The organism is Methylobacterium trifolii (assembly GCF_022179685.1).
Classification (GTDB): domain Bacteria; phylum Pseudomonadota; class Alphaproteobacteria; order Rhizobiales; family Beijerinckiaceae; genus Methylobacterium; species Methylobacterium trifolii.
This window is the reverse complement of record NZ_BPRB01000005.1, coordinates 15,955-42,907: the sequence shown is the minus strand read 5'-3', so window position 1 is coordinate 42,907 and position 26,953 is coordinate 15,955. Positions and strand designations below refer to the sequence as shown.

Below are 26,953 nucleotides of genomic sequence, written 5' to 3'. Positions count from 1 at the left end.
CCGGCCGATCAGGTCGCGATGCGGATTTCGGCTTCGCTCAAGCGCCGCGCAGGCTCGGTGGTACCGCGTCCACTTCGATCGAGCGGGCGCGGGTTCACAGGCGGTAATGGGCCGAATTCCGCGACAGGTTGATGTTGTAGTAGGGGTCGGCCCGCAGCTCCGCCCCCCAGCGCTCCTGCATCACCGCGGTCTCGCCCTGGAAGCGCAGGCGCTTGTCCGGGGTGTCCTCCGGGCCGCGGCTCTTGGATTCGTGGTGGATCAGCCGGGAGAACGGCGTCCAGACGATGCGGTAGCCGGCCGCCCGCACCCGCAGGCACAGGTCCACGTCGTTGAAGGCGACCTTGAGCCGCTCCGCGTCGAATCCGCCGACCTCGGAAAAGACCGACGCGCGCATGGCCAGGCACGCCCCGGTGACGGCCGAGACCTCCTGGGCCAGCACCATCCGGGCGAAGTAGCCGGGGTCGTCGCCGGGCACGCCGGGGTGGCTGTGGCCGGCCACGCCGCCGATGCCGAGCACGATGCCCCCGTGCTGGAGGGTGCCGTCCGGATAGAGCAGCTTGGCGCCGGCCGCGCCGATGCCGGGATCGAGGGCGAGCGCCGCGAGTTCGGCAAGCCAGCCCCGCTCGATCACCTCCACGTCGTTGTTGAGGAACAGGAGCACGGCGCCGCTCGCCGCGGCCGCCCCCCGGTTCGACAGGTCGGAGAAGTTGAACGGCCCCGGCACCGGCAGGACGCGCAGGCGCGGGTCGTCCCGGTATTCGGCGAACAGCGCGGCCGTCTCCGGCTCGCGGCTGTCGTTGTCGACGACGATCGCCTCGATCTCGGGATAGTCCGTCTTGTGAAAAAGCCCGTCGAGGGTGACGCGCAGCAGCTCGGCCCGGTCCCGCGTCGGGATGATGGCGGTGACCCGAGGCGGGGGTGCAGGCAGGGGCCGGACCAAGCGGTTGAAGCCCAAAGGCCCCCGCTCGGCCCGGCCGCCCCAGGGGGCGACGACCTCCTCGAGCGCCCGCAGCCGCGCCGCCTCGGCCCGCGCCAGCGCCCGGTCGGAGAAGGTGCCCGAGCCGCCCGCCGCCCGCCAGTGGTAGAGCACCATCGGGACGTGGCGGATGCGGGCGGGGTCGAGCCCCATGGTCAGGCGCAGGAGCAGGTCGTGGTCCTGGCTGCCCTCGAAGCCCGGCCGCAGGCCGCCCAGCGCCCGCACCGCCTCCGTGCGGATCGCGGTGAGGTGGTTGAGGTAGTTCTGGCCGTAGAGGAGTTCGCGGTCGAAATCCGCCTTGAAGTGCGGCTCGAAGCGGCGGCCGGCCGCGTCGATCTTGTCCTCGTCGGTGTAGACCAGCACGAGGTCCGGGTCGGCACGGACCGCGCGGGCGACCTCGTAGAGGGCGTTGTCGGCCAGCACGTCGTCGTGGTCGAGGAAGGCGCACCAGGTGCCGCCGGCCAGCGCCAGGGCATCGTTGGTGGCCCGCGCGATGTGCCCGTTCTCCGGCCTTCGCATCACGCGGATGCGCGGGTCGGCCGCCGCGCAGCGCGCCAGCAGGCGCGGGATCGCCGGATCGGTCGAGGCGTCGTCGGCGATGCACAGCTCCCAATGCGGGTAGAGCTGGGCCTCGACGGAGCGGATGGCGGCGCGCAGCACCTTGGGTGCCGGGTCGTGCACCGGCATCAGCACCGAGATCAGGGGGGGCGCCTCCCAGCCGGCCACGTCGGCGCGGATGCGCCCGCGCTCGGCCGCGCTCAAGCTGGCGCTGCGGCGTATCCAGGCCTGGTAACCGGCCTCGGCCCGGTGGCGCAGGGCCCGGTCGAGGAAGGCCCGGCCGCGCACCTTCTTGCCCAGGCTGCGCCAGTACACCGCCCGGACCGCGAGCCCCGGCGCGCGGGTCACGGCGCGGGCCACGAGACCCGGCCGGCCCCTGCGGCGGACGGCGATGCGGGAGAGGCTCAAGGGGCGCCCGCCCGCAAGGCCCGTGACGCGCAGGGCCAGCACGTCCTCGGGCAGCCGCCCCGTCCAGGCGAAGACGCCGCCGCCCAGCGCCTCCTCGGCCAGCGGCGGCCCGCCGCGGGGGCTGGCAGCCGTGACGAGGCCGAGCAGCAGCCGGGCGTTGCGCTCGGCGCCGGGATCGTCGGTGAGGGTGATGGTGACCCAGGCCCCAGCAAGGCCGCAGCCGGTGAGGTCGACGGCGATCGCCTCGCCCTCCCGGAGCACGGGCAGGGAGCGGAGCGGCCGGCCGCCGCCGGAGAGGTCGGCTGCGACCTCGCCCACCTAGTTCGCCCAGCCCTTGGCGACCGAGCCGCGCACGGCGTCGGACATGGCGATGTCGAAGACCAGCATGTCGGCGACCGCCTTGACGCTCCGCAGGCGCTCGGCCAGCGCCAGGGCCTCGGAGGGGATCGGCGTCGGCGCCGGCACGGCCTCGTCGATGCCGAGCCGGTCCAGCAGGGTCGAGACGAAGGCCTCGAAGTAGTCCCGGTGGCCGACGATGCCGACGCGGGCCAGGATCTCGATGGCGACGATGGAATTGCCCGGATGCACCCGGTCGTCGGGCAGGCGGGTGCCGAGCTGGCGGGTCAGGGGGTTGTAGAGCAGGTGGTAGGCGGCCTCCGGCAGCATCTTGAAGAAGCGCTTGAGGCTCTTCACGTCGGTGAAGTCGCAGTCCTCGGCAAACAGCGCCGACTCGGCGTGGCGGCCCACCCGCCAGGACCGGGCCGGGTCGGCGGCGGCCTGCGCCCGCGCCCTCAGCCACAGCATCCGGGTCGCCATCTCCACGTGGGGGTCGTGGAGCAGGATCGTGGTGAGCATCAGGTCGGGGGTGAAGAGCGATTCGTAGCGCGGCACCACGATCGAGCCCGACAGGAGCGAGGAGGGCATGGCCTGGCTGGCGAAGATGCTGGTCAGGATCTCGTCCGACATCCGGTGCAGGCCGAAATAGGATTGCTGGAAGTGCCGGAACAGCGTCCCCTGGATCACGGTCTCCGGGTGGATGCCGGTGTTGAGCAGCAGCACCCGCTGCATCACCAGCCCGTCGCGGGGCACGCGCCGGTAGATCATCACGTTGGTGTCGGCATCGTAGAGTTCGAGCCGGCGGAGGTCGGACAGGCCCGGCACCGTGCCGTCCGTGAGCTCGAAGGTGCATTGGCCGGTGGAGTGCCAGCCGTTCCGCTTGAATGCCTCGTCGACGATGGCGGCGGGGATCTCGGCCATGCGCCGTCCGTCCACGGCGACGACGACGCGGCTGATGGCGAGCGGGTTGTCCGGGACGATCCAACCGCGGATCAGGTCGCCGTTGTCGAAGTCGATGAAGAAGCGCATGTCCCGTCGCTGCGGCGGCCCGGCCGGGGGCGCGCGTACCGTGGTCCGCCGCATGCGGGCCGGGAGCGGGCCATAGCGCATTTTCCGGATGCATGCAGCGGCGCATCCCGCAGGCGCCGCCGAGGCGGCGTCAGGCGATTGCCCTGCGCCCCGCGCATTCGGCTTGCGCCCCCCGGCGGCAGGGGCTATAGGCCCGCCACCGGGGCTTAACGGCCCAGGCGGGGGCGCGTAGCTCAGCGGGAGAGCACTACCTTGACATGGTAGGGGTCACAGGTTCGATCCCTGTCGCGCCCACCATTCCGGCAGCGGAATGGACGAAGACTTCGAGGGCCCTCAGAAGGGCCCTTTTTCATTGGGCCGGACCTGTTCATTGGGCCGGACCTGTTCATCGGGCCGGACCTGCGACCGAACGGTCCGCCGACGGCCAAAGTCCCCGGACCGGTCGAATGGGACGGCCAGTCGGACCTTGCACTGAGAAATCCTTAGGGTGGAGGTCGATGATCGCAGCGCCGCGGGTCCTGGTCACCAGCACGTTCAAGGACAGCCTCAACACCAATTCGGCGATCCGCGCCTACCTCGCCGAGGGCCTGGCCGAGGTGCTCGGGGCAGGCAGTGTCTCGGCACGCCCCCTCGAACTCGCCCCCGCGGCGGTGGCGCAGGCGCGCCCGGACCTGGTGGTCGCCGTGGGTAGCCTCGTGCCGGACGCCTCCGATCTGCGCTCCTTGCGCCGGGCGGTGGACGCGGTGGGCGGCCGCCTCGCCCTCTGGCTGCACGACGACCCCTACGAGATCGACTACGCCTTCAAGGCCGGGCCGCTGGCCGACATCGTGTTCTCCAACGACAACTGGTCGGTGCCGCACTACCGCCACGACGACGTCCACCACCTGCCGCTGGCCGCCTCGCCCTCCGTGCACCTGCGGCCCTTGCGGCCGGTGGAGGCGCGGTCGACCACGGTGTTCTTCTGCGGCGTGGCCTACGCCAACCGGATCGACCTCCTGCGCCGGGCCGACCGGCTGCTGTCGCGCCACGCCAGCGCGATCCTCGGCGACGGCTGGCCGCCGGACCTGCGCTGCGCCACCAACCGGCGCCTGAGCGTCTCCGAGATGGCCGACCATGCCGCCGACGCGCGGCTCACCCTCAACGTCGGCCGCGACCTCGACATCGCCAACCGGCGCTACGGCCTGCCGGCGGCGAGCCCCGGCCCACGCACCTTCGAGGTCGCCCTGTCGGGCTCGGCGCAGCTCTACTTCGTCTCGGGCCTGGAGATCTGCGACTGCTTCGAGCCCGAGACCGAGATCATCCTGGTCGACGGGGTGCGCGACATCGAGCGGGCGGTCGAGCGGGCCTGCGACGACCCGGCCGGCATCTTCGCGATCGCGCGCGCCGCGCAGGAGCGCGCCCTGCGGGAGCACACCTACGCCGCCCGCGCCCGCCGGCTGCTCGCCCTCTGCCGCCTGGATAACGGCTAGGATCGCCCCGATGGCACGGATCTCGGTCCTGCTGCTCGATACCGAGCCGCGCACCCGCAACGCCTACATCACGCTGGCCATCGCCGACGCCCTGCGCCGGGACCCGCGGGTCGCCCGCGTCGTCCTGGGCGAGCACGGCAGCGCCATCCGCACCTTCCAGGAGGAGGGGCTGGACACGTTCGTCGCCTTCGGGGGCGCGCGCGCGCATTCCCCCCTGCTGACCCGGCTGGCGGCACTGGCCCGCCACAGCATCCTCTGGACCACGGAGGACCCCTACGAGGTCGACAACAACGTCCGCTACGCAACCGCCTTCGACCACGTCTTCACCAACGACAAGGCGGCGGTGGCGGCCTATGGCGGCCGGGCCAGCCACCTGCCGCTGGCGGCCGCGCCCGCCTTCCAGGACCTGCCGGTCCTGACGGACGACGCCGCCTACCGCTACGACCTGCTGTTCATCGGCACCGCCTGGCCCAACCGCGTCCGCAGCCTCAACGCGATCCTCTCCGCGATGCCCCGGCGGCTGACGACCAAGCTCGCGCTGCCCTACAACGAGTTCCTCGGCCCCCCGGTGCTGGACGACCCGTCCCCGATCACGGACTGGCGCTGCGGCAACGCGGATTTCGCGCGCTTTTCCAACCGCAGCCGGGTGGTGCTGACCCTGCCGCGGGCGTTCTCGGCCTCCGCGGAGGGCCGGGCGAGCGGCTCGACGCCGCCGCCGCGCCTGTTCGAGGCGGCGCTGGCAGGGGGCTTCCAGGTTATGGTCTCGGCCGAGCCGGAGACCCGCGACTACTACGCGCAGGACACGGAGATCCGCCTGTGCGCCGACGACGGCGAGGCGGTCGCGGCGATCGCGCAGGCGCTCTCCGAGCCGGAGCAACGTATCGCCATGGCGCAGGCCGCGCGCGAGCGCACCCTGCGCGAGCACCTCTACGCCCACCGCGTCGCGACGATGCTCGACGCCGTCGAGGCCGGGGCCTCGACCCGAGTCGCCACGCCCGTGGGGCCGAAGCGCAAGACGATCCTCTACGTCACGCACAACCGCGCGGGCCACCGGCCCGGCGGCGGGATCGAGGTCTACCAGGAAGCGCTCGGTGCGCTCGCGCCAGACTACGACCTGCTGTTCCTGTTCCCGGTCATCGACGGGGGGCGGATCGACCTCCACCTCGAAGGACAGGGTCTGCACCGGACCTTCGAGGTCGCCGCCGACACGGACCAGGCCCTGACCGACCCGGTGATCGAGGGCCTGTTCGAGAAGATCCTGTTCCGGCACGCGGTCGACCTCGTGCACGTCCACCACCTGATCCACCTGCCCGCGAGCCTGCCCCTCATCGCCCAGGCCTGCGGGGTGCCGACCGTCTACCAGCTCCACGACCATTACCTGATCTGCGAGCGCTTCCTGCTCCTCGACCCGCGCGGGCGGTTCTGCGACGTGGTGAACCGCGGCACGCAGCACTGCGACGCCTGCCTGTTCTCCGGCGACCGGTTCCCGCCGGGGTCGAAGGCGCGGCGCGACCTGTTCATGGCCAACGTGGTGGCCGGCATCGACGCCTTCGTCACCAGCACGCCCGCCACCGGAGCCTACCTGCGCGGCTTCTACCCGGAGATCGAGCCGGACCGCATCGTCGAGATCGAGATGCTGACGCCGGGCGCCTCGGCCGCGCGGGCGCGGCTCGCCCGGCGGGACGACGGCCGGCTGACGGTGGCGGTGATCGGCGGTCTCGCGCCGCACAAGGGCGGGGGCGACATCCTCGATCTGATCCGGCTCTGCGCGGACTACCCGATCCGGTTCAAGGTCTTCGGCTCCGTGGACGAGGACTGCCGCCGGCACCTCGAAGTCCATGCAGCCGGGCGCGTCGCCTTCGTCGGGGCCTACGAGCAGGCCGCCATCATCGGGCTGCTCGAGGGCTGCGACGTCTCCCTCCACCTCTCGACCTGGCCCGAGACCTTCGTGATCGCGCTGGGCGAGGCGTGGAAGGCCGGCCTCGTGCCGATCGTCACGCAGATCGGGGCGATGGCCGAGCGGGTCCGCGACGGGATCGACGGCTTCACGGTTCCGGTGAACGCGCCGGGCGCAGTGCTCGCCCGCCTTCTGGACCTGCACTTCGACCGGGACAGGCTCGCGACGATGCGGGCGGCGGCAGCCGACAAGGACTTCATCACCGCCGCGGCGCACCTGTCGGCGCTGCGCGGGCTCTACGAGCGCCTGACCGGGGCGCGCCCCTGCCCGCACGACCGGGTGCCGGACCGGACCGAGGCCGACTACAACCTCGCCCTGTTCGATGCGGGCCTCCGGGTCAACGCCCGGCGCTGGACCAGCCCCGCCATCGCCTGGGATTCGGACTACCCCGCCGCCCTCTCGGTCGACGGCGCGCAGGGCGACGCCATCGGCATGGAGCGCGTGGTCCTGACCGACGCCCTGCCGCCTGAGCATGCCGGCCTGCCGGAGCGGGTGCTCGACCTCGGCCGGATGGACGGCGAGTGGTGGCTCGACCAGATCAAGCTCGACGACCGCCCGGTCGAGGACCGCACGGGCTACGAGGTGGTCCTGCGCAGCTTCAGCCTGCGCGGCTGGCTGCGGGCCTCCCCGACCGGGCGCCCGGAGGCGACCTACCTGCGGATCACAGGGCCCGCGGGCGTGCGCTACGCCCGGCTGGCGCGCGAGGAGCGGGGGGACCTCGTACGCGACGCCGACGACCGGATCTCGGCCGAGACCGGGTTCAACGGCCGCATCCCGATCCGGGACCTCGACACGGGTCCCTACGCGATCGACCTGATCCAGGTCGTGGACGGGCGGCGGGCGACCGTGCCGGACTTCCTGAACCTCCACCTCGCCTCGACGATCCGCACCGACCGGCCGGTGGCCTGGCAGCCGGACTGGGACGGGCCTGCCGTGACGACCTCGGACGCCCCGCTCCACGCGATACGCCAGAACCTGCCCCAGGCCGCCGGCATCCCGATCGCGACGGAGCGGGACGTGTGGGCCTTCGAGGCGCGCGGATCGGTGGAGGGGGCGCCCGACGGGGTCTTCGCCCTGCTGCGCCCGGAGGCGGGCGGCCCGGTCTGGTGGATTCGGGCGCAGTGGCAGCCGGACCCGGAGCCCGGCACCGCCTCGGGCCGCCTGGCTTTCGCCGCACGGATGACGGGGCTCGCCCCCGGCCGCTACCGCCTGGGCTTCACCCTCGGGCAGGGGGGTGGGCAAGCAGGCGGACAAGAGGGTGGGCGGACGGGGCCGCGGGCGATCGAGACGGATCTCGCGCTGGTGATGTCGCCCGACGCGGCGCGCTTCCGTGCCGATGCACAGGCGCCGGCCGGCCTCAGGACCCGTTTCGCCCGGCGCGTCCGGTCCGGCCTCTCCCTCGACTGGGCCGGACCGCGCGAGACCGCGGGTGCCGATCCGACGATCCGCTGCCTCGGCTGGGCCTTCGTGCCGGGCCACGGGGCGCTGCTCTCCACCGTCGCGGCCTGGAGCGAGGACGGGCAGCCCCGCTACTGCATCTCGGCGGGGATCGCCCGGCCGGACGCCGCGGCCCACCTCGGGGACGGGGCGGCACGGGAGTCCGGCTTCGACCTGTGCATCCCGGAGGCGATCCTGCGCACCGGCAGCGTGCGGCTGTTCCAGCGCTACGCCGACCGCACGCTCGAACTCGCCGGCTTCCAGCGGAAGGTCCGCGCGCGGCTGGACCCTCAAATGGGCCCGCGCTGAGGGCCGTCAGGGGCGCCGGCGCTTGGCGACGGCCTTGCCCAGCATGCGGGCGAGCTGGTCCACCGAGTAGGGCTTGTGCAGGAGTTCGAAGCCGTGCGCGCCCTCGTGGGCCAGCACGTGGCTGTAGCCGCTCGTCAGCACCACCGGCAGGCCGGGATGCCGCCGCTCGATCGCGTGGGCGAGGTCGATGCCGTTCATCCCCGGCATCACCACGTCCGAGAACACGACCTCGAAGCGGGACGGGTCCTTCTCCAGTTCCGCGAGCGCCTGCCCGGCGTCGCGGGCCCAGACGGTGGCGTAGCCGAGTTCCATCAGGGTCTGGGTCGCGAAGCTGCCGACCTCCGGGTTGTCCTCGACCACCAGCACGCAGGTGCCGTGCCCGTCGGCCGGGGGCAGCCCTTCGTCCTCGGCCCGGAGCCCGGCGCCGGGCGGTTCGGTGCGCGGCAGGTAGAGCGTGAAGGTGCTGCCCTGCCCGAGGGTGCTGGCGACCACCACCTCGCCGCCCGACTGCTTCGTGAACCCGAACACCTGGCTGAGCCCGAGGCCCGTGCCCTGTCCGACGCCCTTGGTGGTGAAGAACGGCTCGAAGATCCGCTCCAGGTGTGCGGGGTCGATGCCGGTGCCGGTGTCGCCGATCGAGACCGCGACGAAGGCGCCGGCCACCGCCGGCTGGGCGCGCACGGCCGGGATGCGGTCGACCGGCCGCACGGTGATGGTCAGCGCGCCCTCGCCCCCCATGGCGTCGCGGGCGTTGACCGCCACGTTGACGATCGCGGTGTCGAACTGGCTCGGGTCGGCGTCGATGAAGCAGGGGGTCTCCGGCAGGTGCGTCGTCACGCGGATGCGCACGCCGGTGAGGGTGCCGAGCATGTCGCCGACCGCCGCGACGCTGGCGCCCACGTCGAAGGTCTCGGGCTTGAGCGCCTGGCGCCGGGCGAAGGCGAGGAGCTGCCCGGTCAGCTTGGCGGCCCGGGTGACGGTGTCGGAGATGGCGCCGATGTAGCGGACCCGCCGCTCCTCCGGCAGGCCGGGCCGCTTCAGCAGGTCGGTGGACGACTTGATGACCGTGAGCAGGTTGTTGAAGTCGTGTGCCACCCCGCCGGTGAGCTGGCCCACGGCCTCCATCTTCTGGGCCTGGCGCAGGGCGTCCTCGATCCGCTCGCGCTCGACGCTCTCCGCGCGCAGGCGGGTGTTGGCCTCCGCCAGCGCGCGCAGGTGCAGCTTCTGCTCGGTCAGGTCCGTGAGGATGCCGCACAGGAGCGGGTCCTGCCCGGAATCCCGCTCCAGACGGCTCAGGGAGAGGTGGGCCGCGAGGCTGGCACCATCGGCGGTCCGGAGGGTGACCTCGCCGCGGGCCGGGCCGGCGCCGGCCTCCGCGATCAGGGCGGTCAGGGCCGGGACGTCGTCGGCCTGCACGAACCGGCCCAGCGGCTGGCCGATCAACGTCTCCTGCCGGATGCCGAGCATCTCGGAAAGCCGCCGGTTGCCGTAGAGCACCGTCCCGCCGGGGGTGAGCGTCAGCGCCCCCTCCTGGATCTGCTCGATCAGGACGCGGTAGGGGCGATCCGCGCTCTCCAGGGTGTAGACCTGCCGGGCATCGCCCGGCCCCTGGACGACGACGGCGTCGAAGTCGCCCCGGCGGATCGCCGCCAGCGTCTCCTCGCTCTCCTCCAGCCGCGCCTCCAGCTCGCGGATGCGCTCCCGATACGCAGCCGGGTCCTCAGCGCTCATCGGCCGGTCCCGGCGGCAGGACGGGGAGGCCGAGGCCGTGCAGGACGCGTGTCTCGTCGGAGAGGTCGCCGACGATGCGGCGCACGGGCGGGGGCGACAGCTTCAGGAGGGTCGGCGCCGCGACGACCTGGCTGGCCTCGGCCAGGGCCTGCTGCTGGTAGATGTCGACGACTTCCAGGTCGAACCGGTCCTGGAGGTGCGTGCTGCAGATCCGGCGCAGGTTCTCCATGGTCCGGTGCGAGCGCGGCGAGGGTCCGGCGATGAACAACCGCAGCAGGTAGCGTTCCGGGGCGGCCCCGCTCAAGACCGTGCGGCCTTCGGCCGGATGTCGAGGCCGACCAGAACCTTCTCGGTGTTCGACAGGTCGCCGATGATGCGCTTGAGGGGCGCGGGCAGGCGGCGCACCAGGGTCGGGATCGCCAGGATCTGGTCGCCCGCGGCGAGCTGCGGGTTCTTGAGCAGGTCGATCACCTCGATCTCGTAGCGGCCGGCGAGATGCTCCTCGCAGACGCGCTCGAGGTTGACCATCGCCGCCAGCGACTTCGTGGTCTGCCCGGCCACGTACAGGCGCAGGTGATAGTGGTTCGGGTCCATGTCCTGGTCCGCTTCGGGCTCGTCGGCCTCGGGAATCCGCCCGCTCATTCCGCCGCGCTCCGCCGCGCCGCGATGGCGTCCCGCCCGCCCGACAGCAGGGAGTCGCGCGTCTCCTCGTGGCTCAGCAGCAGGGACTCCTCCTCCTCGGCCATGTCGAGGCTCGCGCGCAGGTCCGCGATCTGGCGCTCGATGGACTGGCGCCGCCGGACGACCTCGCGCCTGCGCCGCTCGGAGTCCTGACGGCGGCGCAACGCGTCCGCCTCCTCCTGCGCCTCCTGGACGACGCGGGCCGTCCCGGTGAGGACGCCGGCCGGGCCGACATAGGCGTCGACCAGCCGGATGCCGGCCGACGACATCAGGAACTCGCGCACCTGGTTCGAGTGGCTCATGCCGCGGGCCTTGATGACGTAGAGGGTGCGGGTCCGCTCGCCGTTGGCGTCCACGTCGAGGAGCTTCACCCAGGCATCCATGAGGGAGGACAGGCCGAGATCGCCCACCTGATCGAAGGTCCCGTCCGTGCGCAGGCTGGTGAACAGGGCGGTGATGCCGCGGCTCTTGAGCATGTCGACCATGCGCAGGAGCGTCGCCTGCAGCTCGTTGACGGGCCCGCGCAGGGCGGAGACCGGATCGATCAGGACGAGGCCGGGCTTGAAGGCGTCGATGTCGCGCTGCATCCGCGCCAGGTGCATCTCCAAGCCGAACAGGCTCGGGCGCGCGGCCTCGAACCGGAGCAGGCCGCTCTCGACGTGCCGGGCGAGGTCGAGCCCGACCGAGCGGACGTTGCGGCAGATCTGCGCCCCGCTCTCCTCGAACACGAAGGACAGGCAGCGCTCGCCGCGCCGGCAGGCCGCGTCGATGAAGGAGGAGCCGATGGTGGTCTTGCCCGTCCCGGACACCCCCGAGATCAGGATGCTGGAGCCCTGGTAGAAGCCGCCGGGCCCGAACATCGCGTCAAGGCCCTCGATGCCGGTCGAGACGACAGCGCTCGAGACCGCGTAGTCGAGGTCGGCCGAGGTGACGGGCAGGACGCTGATCCCGGCATCGTCGATCAGGAACGGGTACTCGTTGCTGCCGTGGGCGGAGCCGCGATACTTCACCACCCGCAGGCGGCGGGTGGTGATCTGGTCCTCGACGCGGTTGTCGAGCAGCACGACGCAGTCGGAGACGTATTCCTCCAGGCCCTGCCGGGTGAGCTGGCCCTCGCCGCGCTCGCCGGTGATGATCGCGGTCAGCCCCCGCTCCTTGAGCCAGCCAAACAGGCGGCGCAGCTCGGAGCGCAGGATCGCGGCGTCGCTCAGGCCGGAGAACAGGGTCTCGACGGTGTCGAGGACGACGCGCTTGGCCTTGATGCTGTCCACGGCGTAGGCGAGGCGGACGAACAGGCCCTCCAAATCGTACTCGCCGGCCTCCTCGATCTCGCTGCGCTCGACGCGGACGTGGTCGATGGTGAGCTTGCCCTGCGCGACCAGCCCGTCGAGGTCGTAGCCGAGGGAGGCGACGTTGGCCGCCAAGTCCTCGGCGCGCTCCTCGAAGCTCATGAACACGCCGGGCTCGGAGAACTGCGTGGCCCCGTTCACCAGGAAGGTGACGGCAAACAGCGTCTTTCCGCAGCCGGCGCCGCCGCAGACGAGGGAGGGCCGGCCCGCGGGCAGGCCGCCTTGCGTGACGTCGTCGAAGCCGGCGATGCCGGTCGGCGCCTTGGTCAGCATCGGCGGATGAGGCTCAGGCGCCACTGTTCGGTTTCCTTGGCTCGCCCCGGACCACGGCCGGCAGGGGGATCGAGCCGGTGCGATCGACCGCTGCGACGCGACGGCACAAGACGGTCTCAAAGCCCATGGCGCGGGGGATGGTTCCCATGCCGGGCCCGTTCCTTACAGCGGCCGCGCCCTCGGCGCCGCCGGTTCCGGACGGAGGCCCGCCTCGCCCGACGACCTGTCGGCGACAACCCGAACCGCGGCCGGCCTCACCCGCCCGCGACGTGCTCCGGGCGAAACCCGAGGCCGACGAGGCGGGCCGGGATGCGCTGGAGCCAGGGCAGGCCGTCGAGAAGGCGCAGGGCCAAGGGCGGCTTCAGGGGCCGGCCGGCGTCGATGAGGACGCGGGCGATCACCCGGTCCTGGACGAGGCGCTGGAGCCCCTGGGTGAGCCGCGTCGGCGGCATGCGCCGGGCCTGGAGGCGGGCGAGGTCCGCCTCGGTCAAGGTGCCCGCCTTGAGGGGGCCGGCCAGGAGGTTTCCCGCCGCGACCGCATCCTGGATCGCGAGGTTGATGCCCACCCCGCCCACCGGCGACATGGCGTGCGCCGCATCCCCGATGCAGAGCAGCCCCGGCCGGTGCCAGCGCTCCAGCCGGTCGACGGAGACGGTGAGCACCTTCACGTCGTCCCAGGTCGCGATCTCGGCGACCCGGTCGGCGAGGAAGGGGGCGAGGTCGGTCACCGCCGCGCGGAAGGCGGGCAGGCCGCGCGCGCGAAGAGCCGCGTCGCCGCCCTTGGGCACCACGTAGGCGCATTGCCAGTGCTCGCCCCGGTCGATGGTGATCAGGATGCGGCCCGGCCCGAAGCGCCCCGCGGTGGCATCCGCGTCGTCGGGCCGGCGCGACAGGCGGAACCAGAGCACGTCCATCGGCGCCCCGAATGCCTTGGGGACGAACCCGGCCCGGTCCCGCAGCAGCGAGTGGCGCCCGTCCGCGGCGATCACGAGGTCGGCCGCGATCTCGATCCCACCCCCAGGCCCGTTCGCGCGCACGCCGGCGATGCGGCCGCCGGACTCCACCAGCCCCACCGCTTCCGTGCGCATCAGCAGGTGGAAGCCGGGATAGTGCCGGCCCTGGCCGCTGAGAAAATCCAAAAAGTCCCATTGCGGCATCAGGGCGATGAAGCGGTTGCGCACCGGCAGGTGGCGGAAGTCGGCGATGCGGAAGCTCCGCCCGTTCATGATGCCGGATAGGGTCTCGACCCGGCGGTGGGGGAGCGCCCGGAACGCCTCGCCGAGGCCGAGTTCGTCCATCACTTCGAGGGTGGAGGGGTGGATGGTGTCGCCGCGGAAATCGCGCAGGAAGTCGGCGTGCTTCTCCAGCACCGCGACCCGCAGGCCGGCACGGGCGAAGAGCAGCCCGGCCATCATCCCCGCCGGGCCGCCGCCGACGACGCAGACCTGCACCCGGAGATCGTCCATCGAAGGCCTCCCCGCTCACGCCGGTGGGGTAACTACGCCCCGCGGCCGGGCCTTCAAGGAACCAGGGCGCCCTCCAGCAGGCCGAGCGCCTCGGCCACGGCGAGGCGGCGGATCTCGGCCCGGCCCGGATCGCCGTAGCGGCGCTCCAGGTGGCGCACCGGCCCGCCCCGGACGGCCAGCCCGAAATGCACCAGCCCCACGGGCTTGTCGGCGCTGCCCCCGCCGGGGCCGGCGATGCCGGTGATCGCCACCGCCACGTCCGCATGCGAATGGTCGAGCGCGCCTTCCGCCATGGCGCGGGCGACCGGCGCGCTCACCGCCCCGTGCGCGGCGAGCAGCGCGGTGGGGACGCCGATGGCCTCTTCCTTGGCGGCGTTGGAATAGGTGACGAAGCCCCGCTCCAGCACGGCCGAGGAGCCGGGAACGGCGGTGAGCAGGCCGGCGACGAGGCCGCCGGTGCAGGATTCGGCGGTGGCGACCGTCCTGCCCGCGGCAACGTAGGCCGCGACCAGCGCCCCGGCGCGGGCGAGGAGGGCGGGATCGTCGATCATCGTAAGAAGCCCTTCGACTATCGGCCGGTGCGCACCCGGGTCCAGAGGCGCGTGACGAAGCGCTGGGTCTTGTCGTCCCAGGCGGTGTTGACGGAGAGCCGCTGCATCGTCGCCTCGTCCGGGTAGATGCCGGGATTGGCCAGGATCTCCGGCTTGACGAGCTTCCTGGCCGGCAGGTTGCCGCTGGCATAGGAGACGAAGTTGGTGTTGGCGGCGGCCGCCTCCGGGCGCAGCATGTAGTCGATGAAGGCGTGGGCCTCGGCCGTATGGGGGGCGTCCTTCGGGATCGCGAAGGCGTCGAACCACATCAGCGTGCCCTCCTTCGGGATGACGTAGCCGATCTCGATCCCGTTCTTGGCCTCCTCGGCCCGTCGCTTGGCCTGGAGCACGTCCCCCGAATAGCCCACCGCGACGCAGACGTCGCCGTTGGCCAGCGCCTGGATGTATTCCGAGGAGTGGAACTTCCGCACCGTGCCGCGCACCTTGTAGAGGGCGTCGGTGATTTGCGTGATGTCGTCCCAGCGCTTCGAATCGCTCTTCAGGCCGAGGGTCGGCAGCATGCTCGGGATCAGGTCCTCCGGGCTGTCGAGCATCATGATCCCGCAATCCTTGAGCTTGTTCGCGCTCGCGGGGTTGAGGACGACGCCCCAGGTGTTGAGGGGGGCGGAGGCGCCCAGGCGCTCGCGCACGAGGCCGAGGTTCAGCCCGATGCCGGTGGTGCCCCACATGTAGTCCACGGCGTAGGCGTTGCCGGGATCGTAGGTCGCGAGCCGTCCCGCGATCTCCGGCCAGACGTTGCCGAGGTTCTTCAGCCTGCCCTTGTCCAGGGGCTGGAAGGCGCCGGCCCGGATCAGCCGCTGCAGGAACGGCCCGGAGGGCACCACCACGTCGTAGCCGGAGCGGCCGGCCAGCAGCTTGGTCTCCAGGATCTCGTTGTTGTCGTAGGTGTCGTAGACGACCTTGATCCCGGTCTCGCGGGTGAAGGCGTCCAGCACCTTCGGGTCGACGTAATCCGACCAGTTGTAGACGTTGACGACGCGCTCCTCGGCCGCCCGCGCCGCCGGTGCGAGGCCGAACGCGCAACAGAGGGCGGCCAGCAGCGCGCGGCGGCGCAGGCCCGCGCTCACAGGGCGTTCCGCGCGGCTACGACCACGATCTCGACGAGGTATTCCGGCCCGGCGAGCCGGGCCTCCACGGTCGCGCGGCCGGGCGGGTTGTCCTTGGAGACCCAGGCGTCCCAGGCGGCGTTCATCTCGGGGAAGCCGTCCATGTCGGCAAGGTAGATCGTCGCCATCAGGATATGCTCCTTGCTGCTGCCGGCCGCCGCCAGCAGGCGATCGATCTGCCCGAGAATCTGCTGGGTCTGGGCGGTGACGCCCGTGCCCACCGTGTCGGCGGCGACCTGGCCCGCGAGATACACCGTGTCACTGTGGGCCACGGCCTGCGACATCCGCTTGCCCGGCTCGAACCGTTCGATCGTCATGGTCAGACCCATCCATCCGGCCGGCACCGGCCGGCCCTCCACGCCGCCGGTTCTGCCGCCGCCGGGGCCTGCACGTAAAGGGCGGATCGCAAGAACTGCAAAGCAATGTCTGAGTGTCTGTCCGGAATCATTTCGTAGGCGGAATCAGCGTTTTCAGACGGAGCGCATTGCAGAGCCACACAGGGGGAGCTCGAAAAACGGTTTCTGGGCGCTCCGAAAAACTCAATGATTTCAGAGTCAGGTTTCCGGACAGACACTGAGGCCGCCTCGGCGGCTTCGGGGCGCGAAGAGCGCCCCGCGCAGCGGGTTTTTCAGGATCACATCCTGGAAAACACAGAGCGAAGCGAAAGCCTGAGCCCGCGGAGGCGGGCGCCGGCGACTGAGGCCAAGCAAGGAACCAGGGTAAGCGCTTTCGAGCGCTTACCCTGAAGGACAGTGCCGGCAGGCCGCAGGAACCTGCCAGAAAAGACGGCGCCGAGGCGACAAGGGGGCAACCCCTGTTCGCGCCGTGCGTTCTGAGGGCATTCCGTATCGCGCTCAGGGGTTCGTCGTGGGTATCATCTGGACCATCATCATCGGCTTCGTCGCCGGCGTCATCGCCAAGTTCATCATGCCCGGCAACAACGAGCCGTCCGGCTTCATCCTCACCACCATCCTCGGCATCGTCGGCGCCTTCGTCGCCACCTTCCTCGGGCAGGCCCTGGGCTGGTACGGGCCGAACCAGGGCGCAGGCCTGATCGGCGCGGTGGTCGGCGCGATCGTCGTGCTCGCCATCTACGGCTTCGTGGCCGGGCGCACCCGCACCACCTCGCTCTGACGCCGACGCGTCAGAGCACGACGAAAAAAGGGGCGCCTCGCGGCGCCCCTTTTTTCGTGCCCGCGTCAGACGATCAGAGGTGCTGCGAGGCCGCCTTGATCGCGCAATGGCCGGTGGAGCCGCGCAGGGCCAGGCCGACGCCGACGACGAGAGCGGCGAGGCTGAGCCACTTGTTCGGCCGCGGTTGGGCGGCGGCGGCCGCGATGCCGAGGCCCAGCGCCACAGAGACCGCCCGCTCCGTGGTGCTGAGGTTCGGCTCGCCGCTGAAGATGTCGTGGATCATCTCGTTCGCCATTTGGGTCCCGTACTCCTGAGGAAGGTCGCGGGGCGAACGCGGGGACGGGGAGGCCGTTCCCAAGCCGTTGCCCGATGCTTTCGCCCGAGTTCCCGCATGCCGGGCCTCGACCGCGCCGCCGCTCCGTGGCTTGATCGCCGGGGAGGTGCCGGCCATGCCGAGAAAAACACCAAAAAAATTGCCGGACGAGGCGGCGATCCGGGCGCTCGCGAGCCGCGAATCCTTCGAGCGCGGGCGCGACTACCGGCGCGACGGCGCCGTCTCGGACCTGGTGATGCGCGGCGAGGAGGTCGGCGCCGCGGTCGCGGGCAGCGACGTGGCGCCCTACCGCGTCACCGTGCGGATCGCCGACGGCCACATCCGCGAGGCCCGCTGCACCTGCCCCTACGAGTGGGGCGGCGCCTGCAAGCACGTTGTGGCGACCCTGCTCACCCTGGTCGAGGAGCCGCAGGCCGTGGCCGAGCGGCCCGCCCTGCACGCCCTCCTCGACCCCCTGGACCGCGACGCCCTCGTCGGCCTGATCCTGCGGCGCGTGGCGCTCGATCCGGAGATGGCCGGCTGGGTCGAGGCGGAGGTCGCCACCAGCCTGAGTCCCGGAGGCGGCGCGCCGGTCGATCCGCGCCCCGTCACGGCCCGGGTCCGCGCGGTCCTGACCGGCCGCTACCGGCGGGAGAACTACTGGGACGGCTATGCCGCCAGCGGCGATTCGGCCGAACTGCGCGCCCTGGTGGAGCGGGCGGTGCCGTTCCTGGAGGCGGGCGACGGCCGCAACGCCCTGCGCATCTTGGAAGCCGTCGCCGAGCCCCTGGTCGAAGGCTGGCTCGGCCAGCAATACGATTCGGACGAGGACCTGTACCGGCTGTTCCACGACCTCGGGCGGATGATGGCGGAGGCCGCCCTGACGAGCGACCTCACCGAGGCCGAGCGGGCCGACCGTGCGGCGACCCTGGCCGACTGGGACGAAAGCCTCGCGGATTACGGCGTGGAGGAGGGGTTCGGGATCGCGATCCGCGCCCTGGAGACGGGCTGGGACGACCCGGCGCTGGCGGACATCCTCGACGGGGGCGCCGGCCCCTGGCCGCCGGAGGAGTCCGACGACCTCGAAGACCTCGAACTCACCGACGTGCGGTTGCGGGTGCTCGACGGGTTCGGGCGCCACGACGCCTACCTGAACCTCGCCCGCGCGGCCGGCGCCCACACGCGGGTCGCGACCATGCTGGTCGGGCTCGGCCGGATCGGGGAGGCCGTGGCGCATGCGGGCTCGCACGTCACGCAACCCAGCGAATCCCTGATCCTGGCCGAGGCCCTGTCGCAGGCGGGCCGGCCGGAGGAGGCGCTGGCCATCGGCGAGGCCGGGCTCCGGCTCGGCGAGGCGCCGTCCGGCGAGCCCTGGAGCCCCGGCCGCACGGTGGTGCCCCTGGCCCGCTGGCTGCGCGAGGCCGCCGGCGCGCAGGGGCGCGCCGACCTCGCCCTGAGGGCCGCGCGCACCGCCTTCGCGCAGACATGCGCACAGGAGGATTTTCAGGCCGCGCGGATTTCCGCCGGCACCGGCTGGCCGGCGGTCCGCGATGACCTCATCGCCCACCTGATCGCGGCCGAGCGCGCCCGCGACCGGGCGGAAATCCTGCTCGGCGAGGGGATGGTCGCGGAGGCCGTCGCCTGCGTCCGCAAGGGTACCGCCTACGAGACGGACGACGCGGTGCTGCTGCGCCTGATGGAGGCGGCGCATGCCAGCCATCCCGACTGGGTGATCCGGCTGGGCGAGAGCCGGGCCGAGGCGATCATGCAGGCCGGCTCGGCCGGACAGTATGCCCGCGCAGCCGAATGGCTGACGCCGGTGGCCGCGGCCTACGACGCGGCCGGCCGGATCGACGCCTGGAGCGCCCGGATCGAGGGGCTGATCGAGACGCACCGCCGGAAGTACAAGCTGCGCCCGCTGCTGGAGGCGCTGCGGTATTGAGGCGGGTCGGGGTCCGGAAACGCGAAAAGCGCGGCCCCGGAGGACCGCGCTTTCCATGTCGTGCCGGCTGAGGCGGACGCTTACTCGCCCGTGTTGCCGCGGCGCTCGCCGCGCTCGCGGCGCGGCTCCTGGTCACCGCGCTCGGACTTGAGTTTTTCGGTGAGGTCCTCGCCGGTGGTCTGGTCCACGACCTTCATCGAGAGGCGGATCTTGCCGCGGTCGTCCTGTCCCAGGAACTTGACCTTGACCTTGTCGCCTTCCTTGACGACGTCCGTCACCTTGGCGACCCGCTGGGCGGCGAGTTCCGAGATGTGGACGAGGCCGTCCTTGGCGCCGAAGAAGTTCACGAAGGCGCCGAACTCCATCGTCTTCACGACGGTGCCGTCGTAGATCATGCCCGGCTCGGCTTCCGCCACGATCGAGCGAATCCAGTTGTAGGCCGCCTTGATCGCCTTGCCGTCGGCCGACGCGATCTTCACCGTGCCCGAATCGTCGATGTTGATCTTGGCGCCGGTCTTCTCGACGATCTCGCGGATCACCTTGCCGCCGGTGCCGATCACTTCCCGGATCTTGTCGGTGGGGATCTGCATGGTCTCGATGCGCGGCGCGTACTCGCCGAGCTCGGGGCGGGCGGCGGTGAGCGCCTTGGCCATCTCCACGAGGATGTGGCCGCGGCCGTCCCTGGCCTGGTCGAGGGCGACCCGCATGATCTCCTCGGTGATGCCGGCGATCTTGATGTCCATCTGGAGCGAGGTGATGCCCTCGTCCGTGCCGGCCACCTTGAAGTCCATGTCGCCGAGGTGGTCCTCGTCGCCGAGGATGTCGGAGAGCACCGCGTAGCGCTCACCCTCGAGGATGAGGCCCATGGCGATGCCGGCGACGGGCCGGCGCAGGGGCACGCCCGCATCCATCAGCGAGAGCGAGCCGCCGCAGACGGAGGCCATCGAGGAGGAGCCGTTGGACTCCGTGATCTCGGACACGACGCGGATCGTGTACGGGAACTCGTGGGCCGGCGGCAGCACCGGGTGGATCGCCCGCCAGGCCAGCTTGCCGTGGCCGATCTCGCGGCGGCCGGGGGAGCCCATGCGGCCGGTCTCGCCCACCGAGTAGGGGGGGAAGTTGTAGTGCAGCAGGAAGGTCTCCTTGTAGGTCCCCTGCAGCGCGTCGATGTACTGCTCGTCCTCGCCGGTGCCGAGCGTCGCGACCACCAGCGCCTGCGTCTCGCCGCGGGTGAACAGGGCCGAGCCGTGGGCGCGCGGCAGCACGCCGACCTGGCTCTCGATCGGGCGGACCGTCTTCACGTCGCGGCCGTCGATGCGCGAGCCGGTGTCGAGGATGTTCCAGCGGACCACCTTCGACTGGGCCTCCTTGAAGGCGGCCTTGACCTTCTCGGGCGCGAACTTCTGCTCGCCCTCGGCCGGGCAGAGGGCGGCCACGACCTTGGCCTTGACCGCGTCGACGGCCTTGTAGCGCTCCTGCTTGATCGTGATCTTGTAGGCGTCCCGCAGCTCCGCCTCGCAGACGCCGAGCACGGCGGCCTCCACGTCGGCGTTCTCCGGCGGGGAGAAGTCGCGCGGCTCCTTGGCGGCCTTCTCGGCCAGGCGCACGATCGCCTCGATCACCGGCTGGAAGTGCTTGTGGCCGAACATCACGGCCCCGAGCATCACCTCTTCGGAGAGTTCCTTGGCCTCGGACTCCACCATCAGCACGGCGTCGGTGGTGCCGGCCACGACGAGGTCGAGGACCGACTCGTCCATTTCCGGCACGGGCGGGTTGAGCTTGTACTGGCCGTTGACGTAGCCGACGCGGGCCGCGCCGATCGGGCCCATGAAGGGCACGCCGGACAGCGTCAGGGCGGCGGAGGCCGCGACCATCGCCAGGATGTCGGGATCGTTCTCGAGGTCGTGGGTCAGCACGGTGACGACGACCTGGGTGTCGTTGCGCCAGCCCTCGACGAAGAGGGGGCGGATCGGCCGGTCGATCAGGCGGGAGACCAGGGTCTCCTTCTCGGAGGGGCGGCCCTCGCGCTTGAAGTAGCCGCCGGGGATGCGGCCGGCGGCGTAGGCGCGCTCCTGGTAGTTCACGGTGAGCGGCAGGAAGTCGATGCCGACCTTCGGCTCCTTGCCGGAGACGACGGTGGCCAGCACCGAGGTCTCGCCGTAGGTGGCGAGCACGGAGCCGTCCGCCTGGCGGGCGACCTTGCCCGTCTCCAGGACGAGGCGGCGGTCGCCCCACATCAGCTCTTCACGTTGGACGTCGAACATTCTTGTCTATCCTTGCCTTCATGCGGCGGGCGGGCCCGGCGCCGCCAGGGGCAAGACGGCCGGGAACTCGGATGTCGAGTTCCCGGCGATCCTGTCCCTGGTTTCGCGTCGAGACTGCCCGGTCTCGCGGGCACCGGACCCATTTCCGGTGCCCGCGTGCGACGGCGGCCGGACCCGTTCCGGCCGCCGTCAGAAAAAACGCGGCCCCGGCCTCGGGCCGGGAGCCGCGTCGAACGATGTCAGCGGCGGATGCCGAGGCGCTCGATGAGGGCGCGGTAGCGGGCCTCGTCCTTGCGCTTGACGTAGTCGAGCAGCGAACGGCGCTGCGAGACCATCTTCAGCAGGCCACGGCGGGAGTGGTTGTCCTTGCTGTGGGTCTTGAAGTGGCCGGTGAGGTTGGTGATCCGCTCGGTGAGGATGGCCACCTGAACCTCGGGGGAGCCGGTATCCTTGGCGCCCTTGGCGTGTTCCTTGATGAGCGCGGTCTTGCGCTCTGCCGTGATCGACATCGCAGTGCCTTTCGGTGGGGGTTTCGTCGGGTGCGGCAGCCCTCGAACGGGAGGGCGGTTCGCGATGCCCGGGCCAGAGGCCGGTGCCGGGATGTCGTCCAGCACGGTCGGGAGGCCCAAGCGCTTACGGCCCCGCCCGTTACCGGGTCGAGGCCGCGCGCACCATACACGAATACGGAGGTCGCGCCAGCCCTGTCGGACCGGCGCGAACGCTCAGGCGGAGGTCAGCGGTCGCCGACCCCCGAGAGCAGCTTCTCGATCTGCGCCATGCCGTTCTCGCGGGCCTTGGCCTCGCTCGGAAGGCTGCGGTCGGACCGCTGCGTCAGCTTTCCGTTCTTACGGATCGCCCATTGATAGGAAGCTCCTTCGGCCTTCGGCGGCAGGATCTCCAGGGCGTAGGGATGGATGTTCGTCGTTGTCTCGCTCATACCCCATTATCGCACGGACATTCGCCGAGACCAAGTCCCGACGGCATCCAATCGGATCGACGGGCCGCGGCTGGGCGATGGCGCGGGTCTTGCCGCCCGGCTCGCGAGTCCCCGAGGAGCGACGAACCGATGCCCGATCCCGGCCTCGCCGCCCGGCCCGATCCGATCGTCACGATGCTGGCATACGACGAAGCGGACGGGACGGGCCTCGCGAAAAACCTGTCCGCGTTCAGCCTCGTCTGCATCGGCCTCGGTGCGACGATCGGGGCCGGCATCTTCGTGCTGACGGGCACGGCCGCCGCGCAACATGCCGGGCCGGCGCTCACCCTGTCCTTCGTCGTCGGCGGAATCGCCTGCGCCCTCGTCGGCCTCTGCTACGCGGAACTGGCCGCGATGATCCCGGTGGCGGGCTCCACCTACGCCTACACCCATGCCACCCTCGGGCAGGTCTGCGCCTGGCTCATCGGCTGGGACCTGGTGCTGGAATTCGCCATGGCGGCGGCCACCGTGGCGGTCGGCTGGTCGGGCTACGCCCAGAGCCTGCTCACCGATGCCGGCCTTCACCTGCCGGCGGCGCTCGCTGCGGCGCCGGGGGCGGGCGGCCTCGTGAACCTGCCGGCGGGCGCGATCGTGCTCGCCCTGACGCTCCTCCTGATGCGCGGCACCCGCGAGGCGGCGCTCGCCAACGCCGCGATGGTGGCCCTCAAGGTCGCGATCATCCTCGCCTTCGTCGGGATCGGCGTCGCGCACCTGAAACCCGAACTCTGGCACCCCTTCATCCCTGAGAATACCGGCACCTACGGCGCGTTCGGCTGGAGCGGGGTGCTGCGGGGGGCGGGCGTGGTGTTCTTCGCCTTCATCGGCTTCGAGACCGTCTCGACGGCGGCGGGCGAGACGCGCGACCCGCAGCGGGACGCGCCGGTCGGCCTGCTCGGCTCGCTGGCCGTCAGCACGCTGCTCTACGTCGCCGTCGCCGCGGTCCTGACCGGCCTCGTGCCCTACCGGGAGCTCGACGTGGCCGACCCGATCGCGCGGGCGGTCGACGCGATCGGGCTCGGCGGCTTCGCGGTCGCGATCAAGCTCGGGGCGCTCGTCGGCCTCACCACCTCGACGCTCACCGCCCTCTACGGGCAGGCCCGCGTGTTCTACGCCATGGCCCGGGACGGCCTGCTGCCGGGCGCCTTCGCGCGGGTGAATCCGGCAACGCGTGTGCCGGTGCTCAGCCAGGGGCTGATCGGCCTGTTCACCGCCCTGGTGGCGAGCCTCGTGCCGATCGAGGTGCTGGGGGAACTCGTCAGCATCGGCACGCTGCTGGCCTTCTGCCTGGTCTGCGTCTCGGTGCTGATCCTGCGCCGGACCGACCCCGGCCGGCCCCGTCCGTTCCGGGTGCCGGCCGCCCCCCTGGTGGCCGGGCTCGGCATCCTGTCCTGCCTCGCCCTGATGGCCTCCCTGCCGGGGGAGACCTGGCTGCGGCTCGCTGTCTGGCTCGCCCTCGGGCTCGCGATCTATCTCGGCTGGGGACGCGAAAACGCCCGCCGGGTGAGGGCGGGCGCGACGGTCGTCGGGACTTAAATGGCCGTCAGAAGGACCGGCCGCGCTGGTGCTGCTGGCCGCCGTAGCGGCGGCGCAGCCAGGAGACGACCTTCGGCAGGAGGAAGGCGATCAGGATCTTTCGCATGAAGGTGCCGGCTCTCATCACGGGGGTGTGACCGGGCAATGCGCCGCCGCGCGTCCCGTTCCACGCGATCCGTGCCCGCCGAAGCGCGGCATGCCGACGTGGCGATGCGCCGGGCTCACACGAAATCCGATCGATCGCTTCGCTATGCGGATTTCGGCTTCGCTCAAGCGCCGGGCGGGCTCGGTGAGACCGCCTCCGCTTCGATCAGGCGGAGGCGGTCTCACAGCTCCAGCGTCAACGTCACCGGAGCGTGGTCCGAGGGACGCTCCCAGCCCCGCGCATCGCGAAACACCTCGACCCGGCGGACGGTGCCGGCCAGCTCCGGCGAGACCCAGGCATGGTCGAGGCGCCGGCCCTTGTTGGCCGCCGCCCAATCCGGCGAGCGGTAGCTCCACCACGTGTAGATCTTCTCCGGCTCCGGGATGAGCAGCCGGGCCGAGTCGATCCAGCCGGCCTCGTTCCGCAGGGTCTCCAGGGCCTGCGTCTCGACGGGGGTGTGGCTGACCACGTCGAGGAGCTGCCTGTGGGACCAGACGTCGTGCTCCAGGGGCGCCACGTTGAGGTCGCCGACGAGGATCGCCGGGCCGGAGGGGCGCCGTCCGCCCCAGGCCCGGAGTTCGGCGAGGAAATCGAGCTTGTGGCCGAATTTCGGGTTCAGGGCCCGGTCCGGGACGTCGCCGCCAGCCGGCACGTAGAAGTCGTGCAGCGCGATTCCCGCCGCCGCGCCCGCCTCGGGGCCCAGCACCGCCGAGATGTGGCGCGCGTCCTGCCGCTCGCAGAATCCCATCACCGCGCGGGTGGAGAGGGGAAAGCGCGAGAGGATGGCGACGCCGTTGTAGCCCTTCTGCCCGGCGAAGACGACGTTCTCGTAGCCCGAGCCCCGGAACGCCTTCAGGGGGAAGGCGTCGTCGGGGCATTTGGTCTCCTGCAGGCAGAGCACGTCGGGGCGCGCCTCGGCGAGGAAACGCAGCACGGAATCGATGCGCAGGCGCACCGAATTGATGTTCCAGGAGGTGACGGTGAGGCGCAACGGGGCTAGCTCGGTGGTGTGGGGGATCCTCGGAGCGGCCGGGGCGAAACGCCCCTGCGCGCCGAATTGGTTCTTCCGATAGACTGGATCGGGGGCCGCGTCGCCGCGAAACCCCGCGCTCTCCGCAGCCGTTCGATCGCGCGGACATGAAGGATGCCCTCTTGCCCCACCCCCGCTCCGTGCTCTTCAACCTCTACTGGGGGGCCTGGACCGCGCTCTTCGTAGCGCCGCTGGTGGTGCTCGCAGCCTCGGGCGCGCCCGCCCGGCCCATCCGCGCGGCAACGCGCCTGTGGGCGCGCGGCATCCTGTTCGGCCTGCGCCACCTCGTCGGGCTGACCTACGTCGAGGAGGGGCGGGAGCGCATCCCGGCCGGCCCCTGCCTGATCGTGGCCAACCACCAATCCGCCTGGGAGACCCTAGCCTTCCTCATCCTGGTGCCGGACGTGGCGATCATCGCCAAGCGCGAGCTGGTCTCGATCCCGATCGTGGGCTGGTTCCTGCGCCGCTCGCCGATGATCATCATCGACCGGGCCAACGGCACCCAGGCCCTGCGCACCATGATCGACGAGAGCCGCGCGGCGATCGACCAGGGCCGCTCCGTGCTGATCTTCCCCGAGGGCACGCGCGGCGAGATCGGCGAGCCGCTTCAGTTCAAGCGCGGCGTCGAACTGCTCTACGGCCGGCTCGGCCTGCCGGTGCTGCCGGTGGCGGTCAATTCCGGGCTGTTCTGGCCGAGCGGGTCGCGGACGCGGGCGGGCACGGTGGTGGTCAGCTACCTCGATCCCCTGACGCCGGGGCTGGCGGCGGCCGAATTCATGCGCCGGACCGAAGGCGCGATCGACCGGGAGCTGGACCGCTGGCGCCCGGCCGCCACGGCAGCGTGACCGGGTCTGCCTACGGCCGCTGCAGGCCCTGGATCTGCTGCTGCATCGCCTTGTCCTCGGGCCGGCCGTAATTGATGAAGAACAGGGTGCCGTCCACCGCCTTGCCCTTCTGCAGGTTCGAGAGCTGCACGGTGGTGAGGTAGCCCTGCGGATCGGTGATCCGCCACTGCGACAGGGTCTTCATCTCGGCATCGAAGTAGAGCTGGATCTTCGAGGTGCCGCCGAGCGTCGCGCGGTCCTCCAGGGCGATGCGCACGCCGCCCGGATCGTTCGTCACCTCGGTGACGGTGAGGTCGCGGGCGAGGTCGATCTTCTCGCGCAGCAGGAATTTCAGGGGCGTCTGCGCGATGAAGTAGAGGTCCTGGGTCGCGAGCTTGCGGTCGCGCACCGCCACCGACTGGCCGTCGGCCACCACCTCCAGGGGCGAGGGCTGGTCGTAGTCGAAGCGCAGGCGGCCGGGCTTGGCCAGGGTCAGCTTGCCGCCGATGCGGCGGCCGTCCGCGGCGATCTGCATGAACGTGCCGGTCAGCGTCGTCATGCCGTTGAAGTAGGCGTTGGCCTGGGCGAGCACGGTCGCGGGGTCGGCCGGCTCGGCCGTCACCGCGCCGGCGGACGGCGTGCCGACCGCCGCGACCCGGGCCTCGGCGGGGGCCGTCTTGTTGCTGCCGGGCTTGATGCTGCCGGTCTTCTCGGCGGGCGCGGCCTTGGCGTCCTTGCCGGGTTCCTTGCCCGCGTCCTTGGTCGCCTCCTTGCCGGGCGGCTTGGCGGCGGGCTTCCTGACGGGCGCCGCAGCGGCCGGCGGCGGGGCCGCCTCCTCCTGGGGGGCCGGGGCGGCGGGCTGCTCCTTGCGGCCGAACAGGCCGTCGAAGAAGGCTCCGACCTGCGCGTCGGCGGGCGCCACCGGGGCGAGCCAGGCCGCGAGGACGAGGAGCGAACCGGCGACGGGGCGGGTGCGGCGGCCGATCATCGTGGGCGGTCTCCTGAGATCTCGGTCGCGGCGCGAAGGGCGGTGCGGACGGGTCGGCGAATGGGGTCGGCGGGACTCGCTTAGAGCCCCGCCCTGTGGCGAAGATGC

22 protein-coding genes and 1 tRNA gene are annotated in these 26,953 nt (G+C 71.7%); 7 read left to right on the top strand and 16 right to left on the bottom strand.

Features of this window, described 5'->3' with window-relative positions:
• Positions 1–94 precede the first annotated feature (94 nt).
• Positions 95–2,260, bottom strand: a complete 2,166-nt coding sequence (locus COGEMETH_RS00440; RefSeq protein ID WP_238180647.1) for a glycosyltransferase family 2 protein — start codon at positions 2,258–2,260, stop codon at positions 95–97.
• Entirely contained in the window at positions 2,261–3,307 is a 1,047-nt protein-coding gene (locus tag COGEMETH_RS00435) for a hypothetical protein (RefSeq protein WP_238180646.1), read from the bottom strand. It lies immediately after the preceding gene.
• 222 nt (positions 3,308–3,529) lie between these two features.
• On the opposite strand from COGEMETH_RS00435, the gene COGEMETH_RS00430 reads away from it, so the two are divergent.
• The 3 genes from COGEMETH_RS00430 (at position 3,530) to COGEMETH_RS00420 (ending at position 8,479) form a co-directional block, all read left to right on the top strand.
• Positions 3,530–3,604: transfer RNA gene (locus COGEMETH_RS00430), tRNA-Val, on the top strand.
• Positions 3,605–3,804: 200 nt separating this feature from the next.
• The gene (locus tag COGEMETH_RS00425; protein WP_238180645.1) at positions 3,805–4,776 is read left to right on the top strand and encodes a CgeB family protein; all 972 of its coding nucleotides are present in this window, start codon (positions 3,805–3,807) and stop codon (positions 4,774–4,776) included.
• A 10-nt stretch (positions 4,777–4,786) separates the two neighbouring features.
• Complete coding sequence (locus tag COGEMETH_RS00420) at positions 4,787–8,479, top strand: glycosyltransferase family protein (RefSeq protein WP_238180644.1); 3,693 nt, start codon at positions 4,787–4,789, stop codon at positions 8,477–8,479.
• A 6-nt stretch (positions 8,480–8,485) separates the two neighbouring features.
• Here COGEMETH_RS00420 and COGEMETH_RS00415 read toward each other — a convergent pair whose 3' ends face one another.
• The 8 genes from COGEMETH_RS00415 to COGEMETH_RS00380 form a co-directional block, all read right to left on the bottom strand.
• Positions 8,486–10,210, bottom strand: a complete 1,725-nt coding sequence (locus COGEMETH_RS00415) for a hybrid sensor histidine kinase/response regulator (RefSeq protein WP_238180643.1) — start codon at positions 10,208–10,210, stop codon at positions 8,486–8,488.
• Complete coding sequence (locus COGEMETH_RS00410; RefSeq protein ID WP_283214940.1) at positions 10,200–10,514, bottom strand: circadian clock KaiB family protein; 315 nt, start codon at positions 10,512–10,514, stop codon at positions 10,200–10,202. Before COGEMETH_RS00410 ends, COGEMETH_RS00415 begins: the two co-directional genes overlap by 11 nt.
• Positions 10,511–10,852, bottom strand: a complete 342-nt coding sequence (locus tag COGEMETH_RS00405) for a circadian clock KaiB family protein (protein ID WP_238180642.1) — start codon at positions 10,850–10,852, stop codon at positions 10,511–10,513. The genes COGEMETH_RS00410 and COGEMETH_RS00405 overlap by 4 nt, the downstream gene beginning before the upstream one ends.
• The gene (gene kaiC, locus COGEMETH_RS00400; protein WP_238180656.1) at positions 10,849–12,513 is read right to left on the bottom strand and encodes a circadian clock protein KaiC; all 1,665 of its coding nucleotides are present in this window, start codon (positions 12,511–12,513) and stop codon (positions 10,849–10,851) included. Before kaiC ends, COGEMETH_RS00405 begins: the two co-directional genes overlap by 4 nt.
• Before the next feature lie 254 nt (positions 12,514–12,767).
• A complete protein-coding gene (locus COGEMETH_RS00395; RefSeq protein WP_238180641.1) occupies positions 12,768–13,979 on the bottom strand; it encodes an FAD-dependent oxidoreductase in 1,212 nt (403 codons plus the stop codon).
• 53 nt (positions 13,980–14,032) lie between these two features.
• Positions 14,033–14,530: a CinA family protein gene (locus COGEMETH_RS00390; protein ID WP_238180640.1), complete on the bottom strand. Its 498-nt coding sequence runs from the start codon at positions 14,528–14,530 to the stop codon at positions 14,033–14,035.
• A 17-nt stretch (positions 14,531–14,547) separates the two neighbouring features.
• Entirely contained in the window at positions 14,548–15,645 is a 1,098-nt protein-coding gene (locus COGEMETH_RS00385; RefSeq protein ID WP_373875281.1) for a polyamine ABC transporter substrate-binding protein, read from the bottom strand.
• Positions 15,646–15,653: 8 nt separating this feature from the next.
• On the bottom strand, positions 15,654–16,013 hold the full coding sequence (locus COGEMETH_RS00380; RefSeq protein ID WP_238180639.1) for a RidA family protein: 360 nt from the start codon (positions 16,011–16,013) through the stop codon (positions 15,654–15,656).
• Between the two features lie 550 nt (positions 16,014–16,563).
• Between COGEMETH_RS00380 and COGEMETH_RS00375 the strand changes: the two genes are divergently transcribed.
• Positions 16,564–16,830 (top strand): GlsB/YeaQ/YmgE family stress response membrane protein, encoded by a 267-nt coding sequence (locus COGEMETH_RS00375; protein WP_238180638.1) that lies wholly within the window; start codon positions 16,564–16,566, stop codon positions 16,828–16,830.
• A gap of 73 nt (positions 16,831–16,903) precedes the next feature.
• On the opposite strand, the gene COGEMETH_RS00370 is transcribed toward COGEMETH_RS00375, so the two are convergent.
• Complete coding sequence (locus tag COGEMETH_RS00370) at positions 16,904–17,125, bottom strand: YgaP-like transmembrane domain (protein ID WP_238180637.1); 222 nt, start codon at positions 17,123–17,125, stop codon at positions 16,904–16,906.
• 154 nt (positions 17,126–17,279) lie between these two features.
• Between COGEMETH_RS00370 and COGEMETH_RS00365 the strand changes: the two genes are divergently transcribed.
• Complete coding sequence (locus tag COGEMETH_RS00365) at positions 17,280–19,085, top strand: SWIM zinc finger family protein (protein ID WP_238180636.1); 1,806 nt, start codon at positions 17,280–17,282, stop codon at positions 19,083–19,085.
• Between the two features lie 80 nt (positions 19,086–19,165).
• Here the strand turns inward: COGEMETH_RS00365 and pnp are convergent, their stop codons facing one another.
• From pnp to COGEMETH_RS00350, 3 genes are all read right to left on the bottom strand, one after another.
• The gene (gene pnp, locus COGEMETH_RS00360; protein ID WP_238180635.1) at positions 19,166–21,349 is read right to left on the bottom strand and encodes a polyribonucleotide nucleotidyltransferase; all 2,184 of its coding nucleotides are present in this window, start codon (positions 21,347–21,349) and stop codon (positions 19,166–19,168) included.
• Positions 21,350–21,588: 239 nt separating this feature from the next.
• A complete protein-coding gene (rpsO, locus tag COGEMETH_RS00355; protein WP_238180634.1) occupies positions 21,589–21,858 on the bottom strand; it encodes a 30S ribosomal protein S15 in 270 nt (89 codons plus the stop codon).
• Positions 21,859–22,082: 224 nt separating this feature from the next.
• Positions 22,083–22,286, bottom strand: a complete 204-nt coding sequence (locus COGEMETH_RS00350; RefSeq protein WP_238180633.1) for a hypothetical protein — start codon at positions 22,284–22,286, stop codon at positions 22,083–22,085.
• Positions 22,287–22,415: 129 nt separating this feature from the next.
• On the opposite strand from COGEMETH_RS00350, the gene COGEMETH_RS00345 reads away from it, so the two are divergent.
• Positions 22,416–23,858 (top strand): amino acid permease, encoded by a 1,443-nt coding sequence (locus tag COGEMETH_RS00345; RefSeq protein ID WP_238180632.1) that lies wholly within the window; start codon positions 22,416–22,418, stop codon positions 23,856–23,858.
• A gap of 326 nt (positions 23,859–24,184) precedes the next feature.
• Here the strand turns inward: COGEMETH_RS00345 and xth are convergent, their stop codons facing one another.
• Positions 24,185–24,994, bottom strand: a complete 810-nt coding sequence (gene xth, locus COGEMETH_RS00340; RefSeq protein ID WP_238180631.1) for an exodeoxyribonuclease III — start codon at positions 24,992–24,994, stop codon at positions 24,185–24,187.
• A gap of 146 nt (positions 24,995–25,140) precedes the next feature.
• Between xth and COGEMETH_RS00335 the strand changes: the two genes are divergently transcribed.
• The gene (locus COGEMETH_RS00335; protein ID WP_238180630.1) at positions 25,141–25,878 is read left to right on the top strand and encodes a lysophospholipid acyltransferase family protein; all 738 of its coding nucleotides are present in this window, start codon (positions 25,141–25,143) and stop codon (positions 25,876–25,878) included.
• 10 nt (positions 25,879–25,888) lie between these two features.
• Here the strand turns inward: COGEMETH_RS00335 and COGEMETH_RS00330 are convergent, their stop codons facing one another.
• Positions 25,889–26,845, bottom strand: coding sequence for a LolA family protein (locus COGEMETH_RS00330; RefSeq protein WP_238180629.1), 957 nt, complete (start codon positions 26,843–26,845; stop codon positions 25,889–25,891).
• Positions 26,846–26,953: the final 108 nt, after the last annotated feature.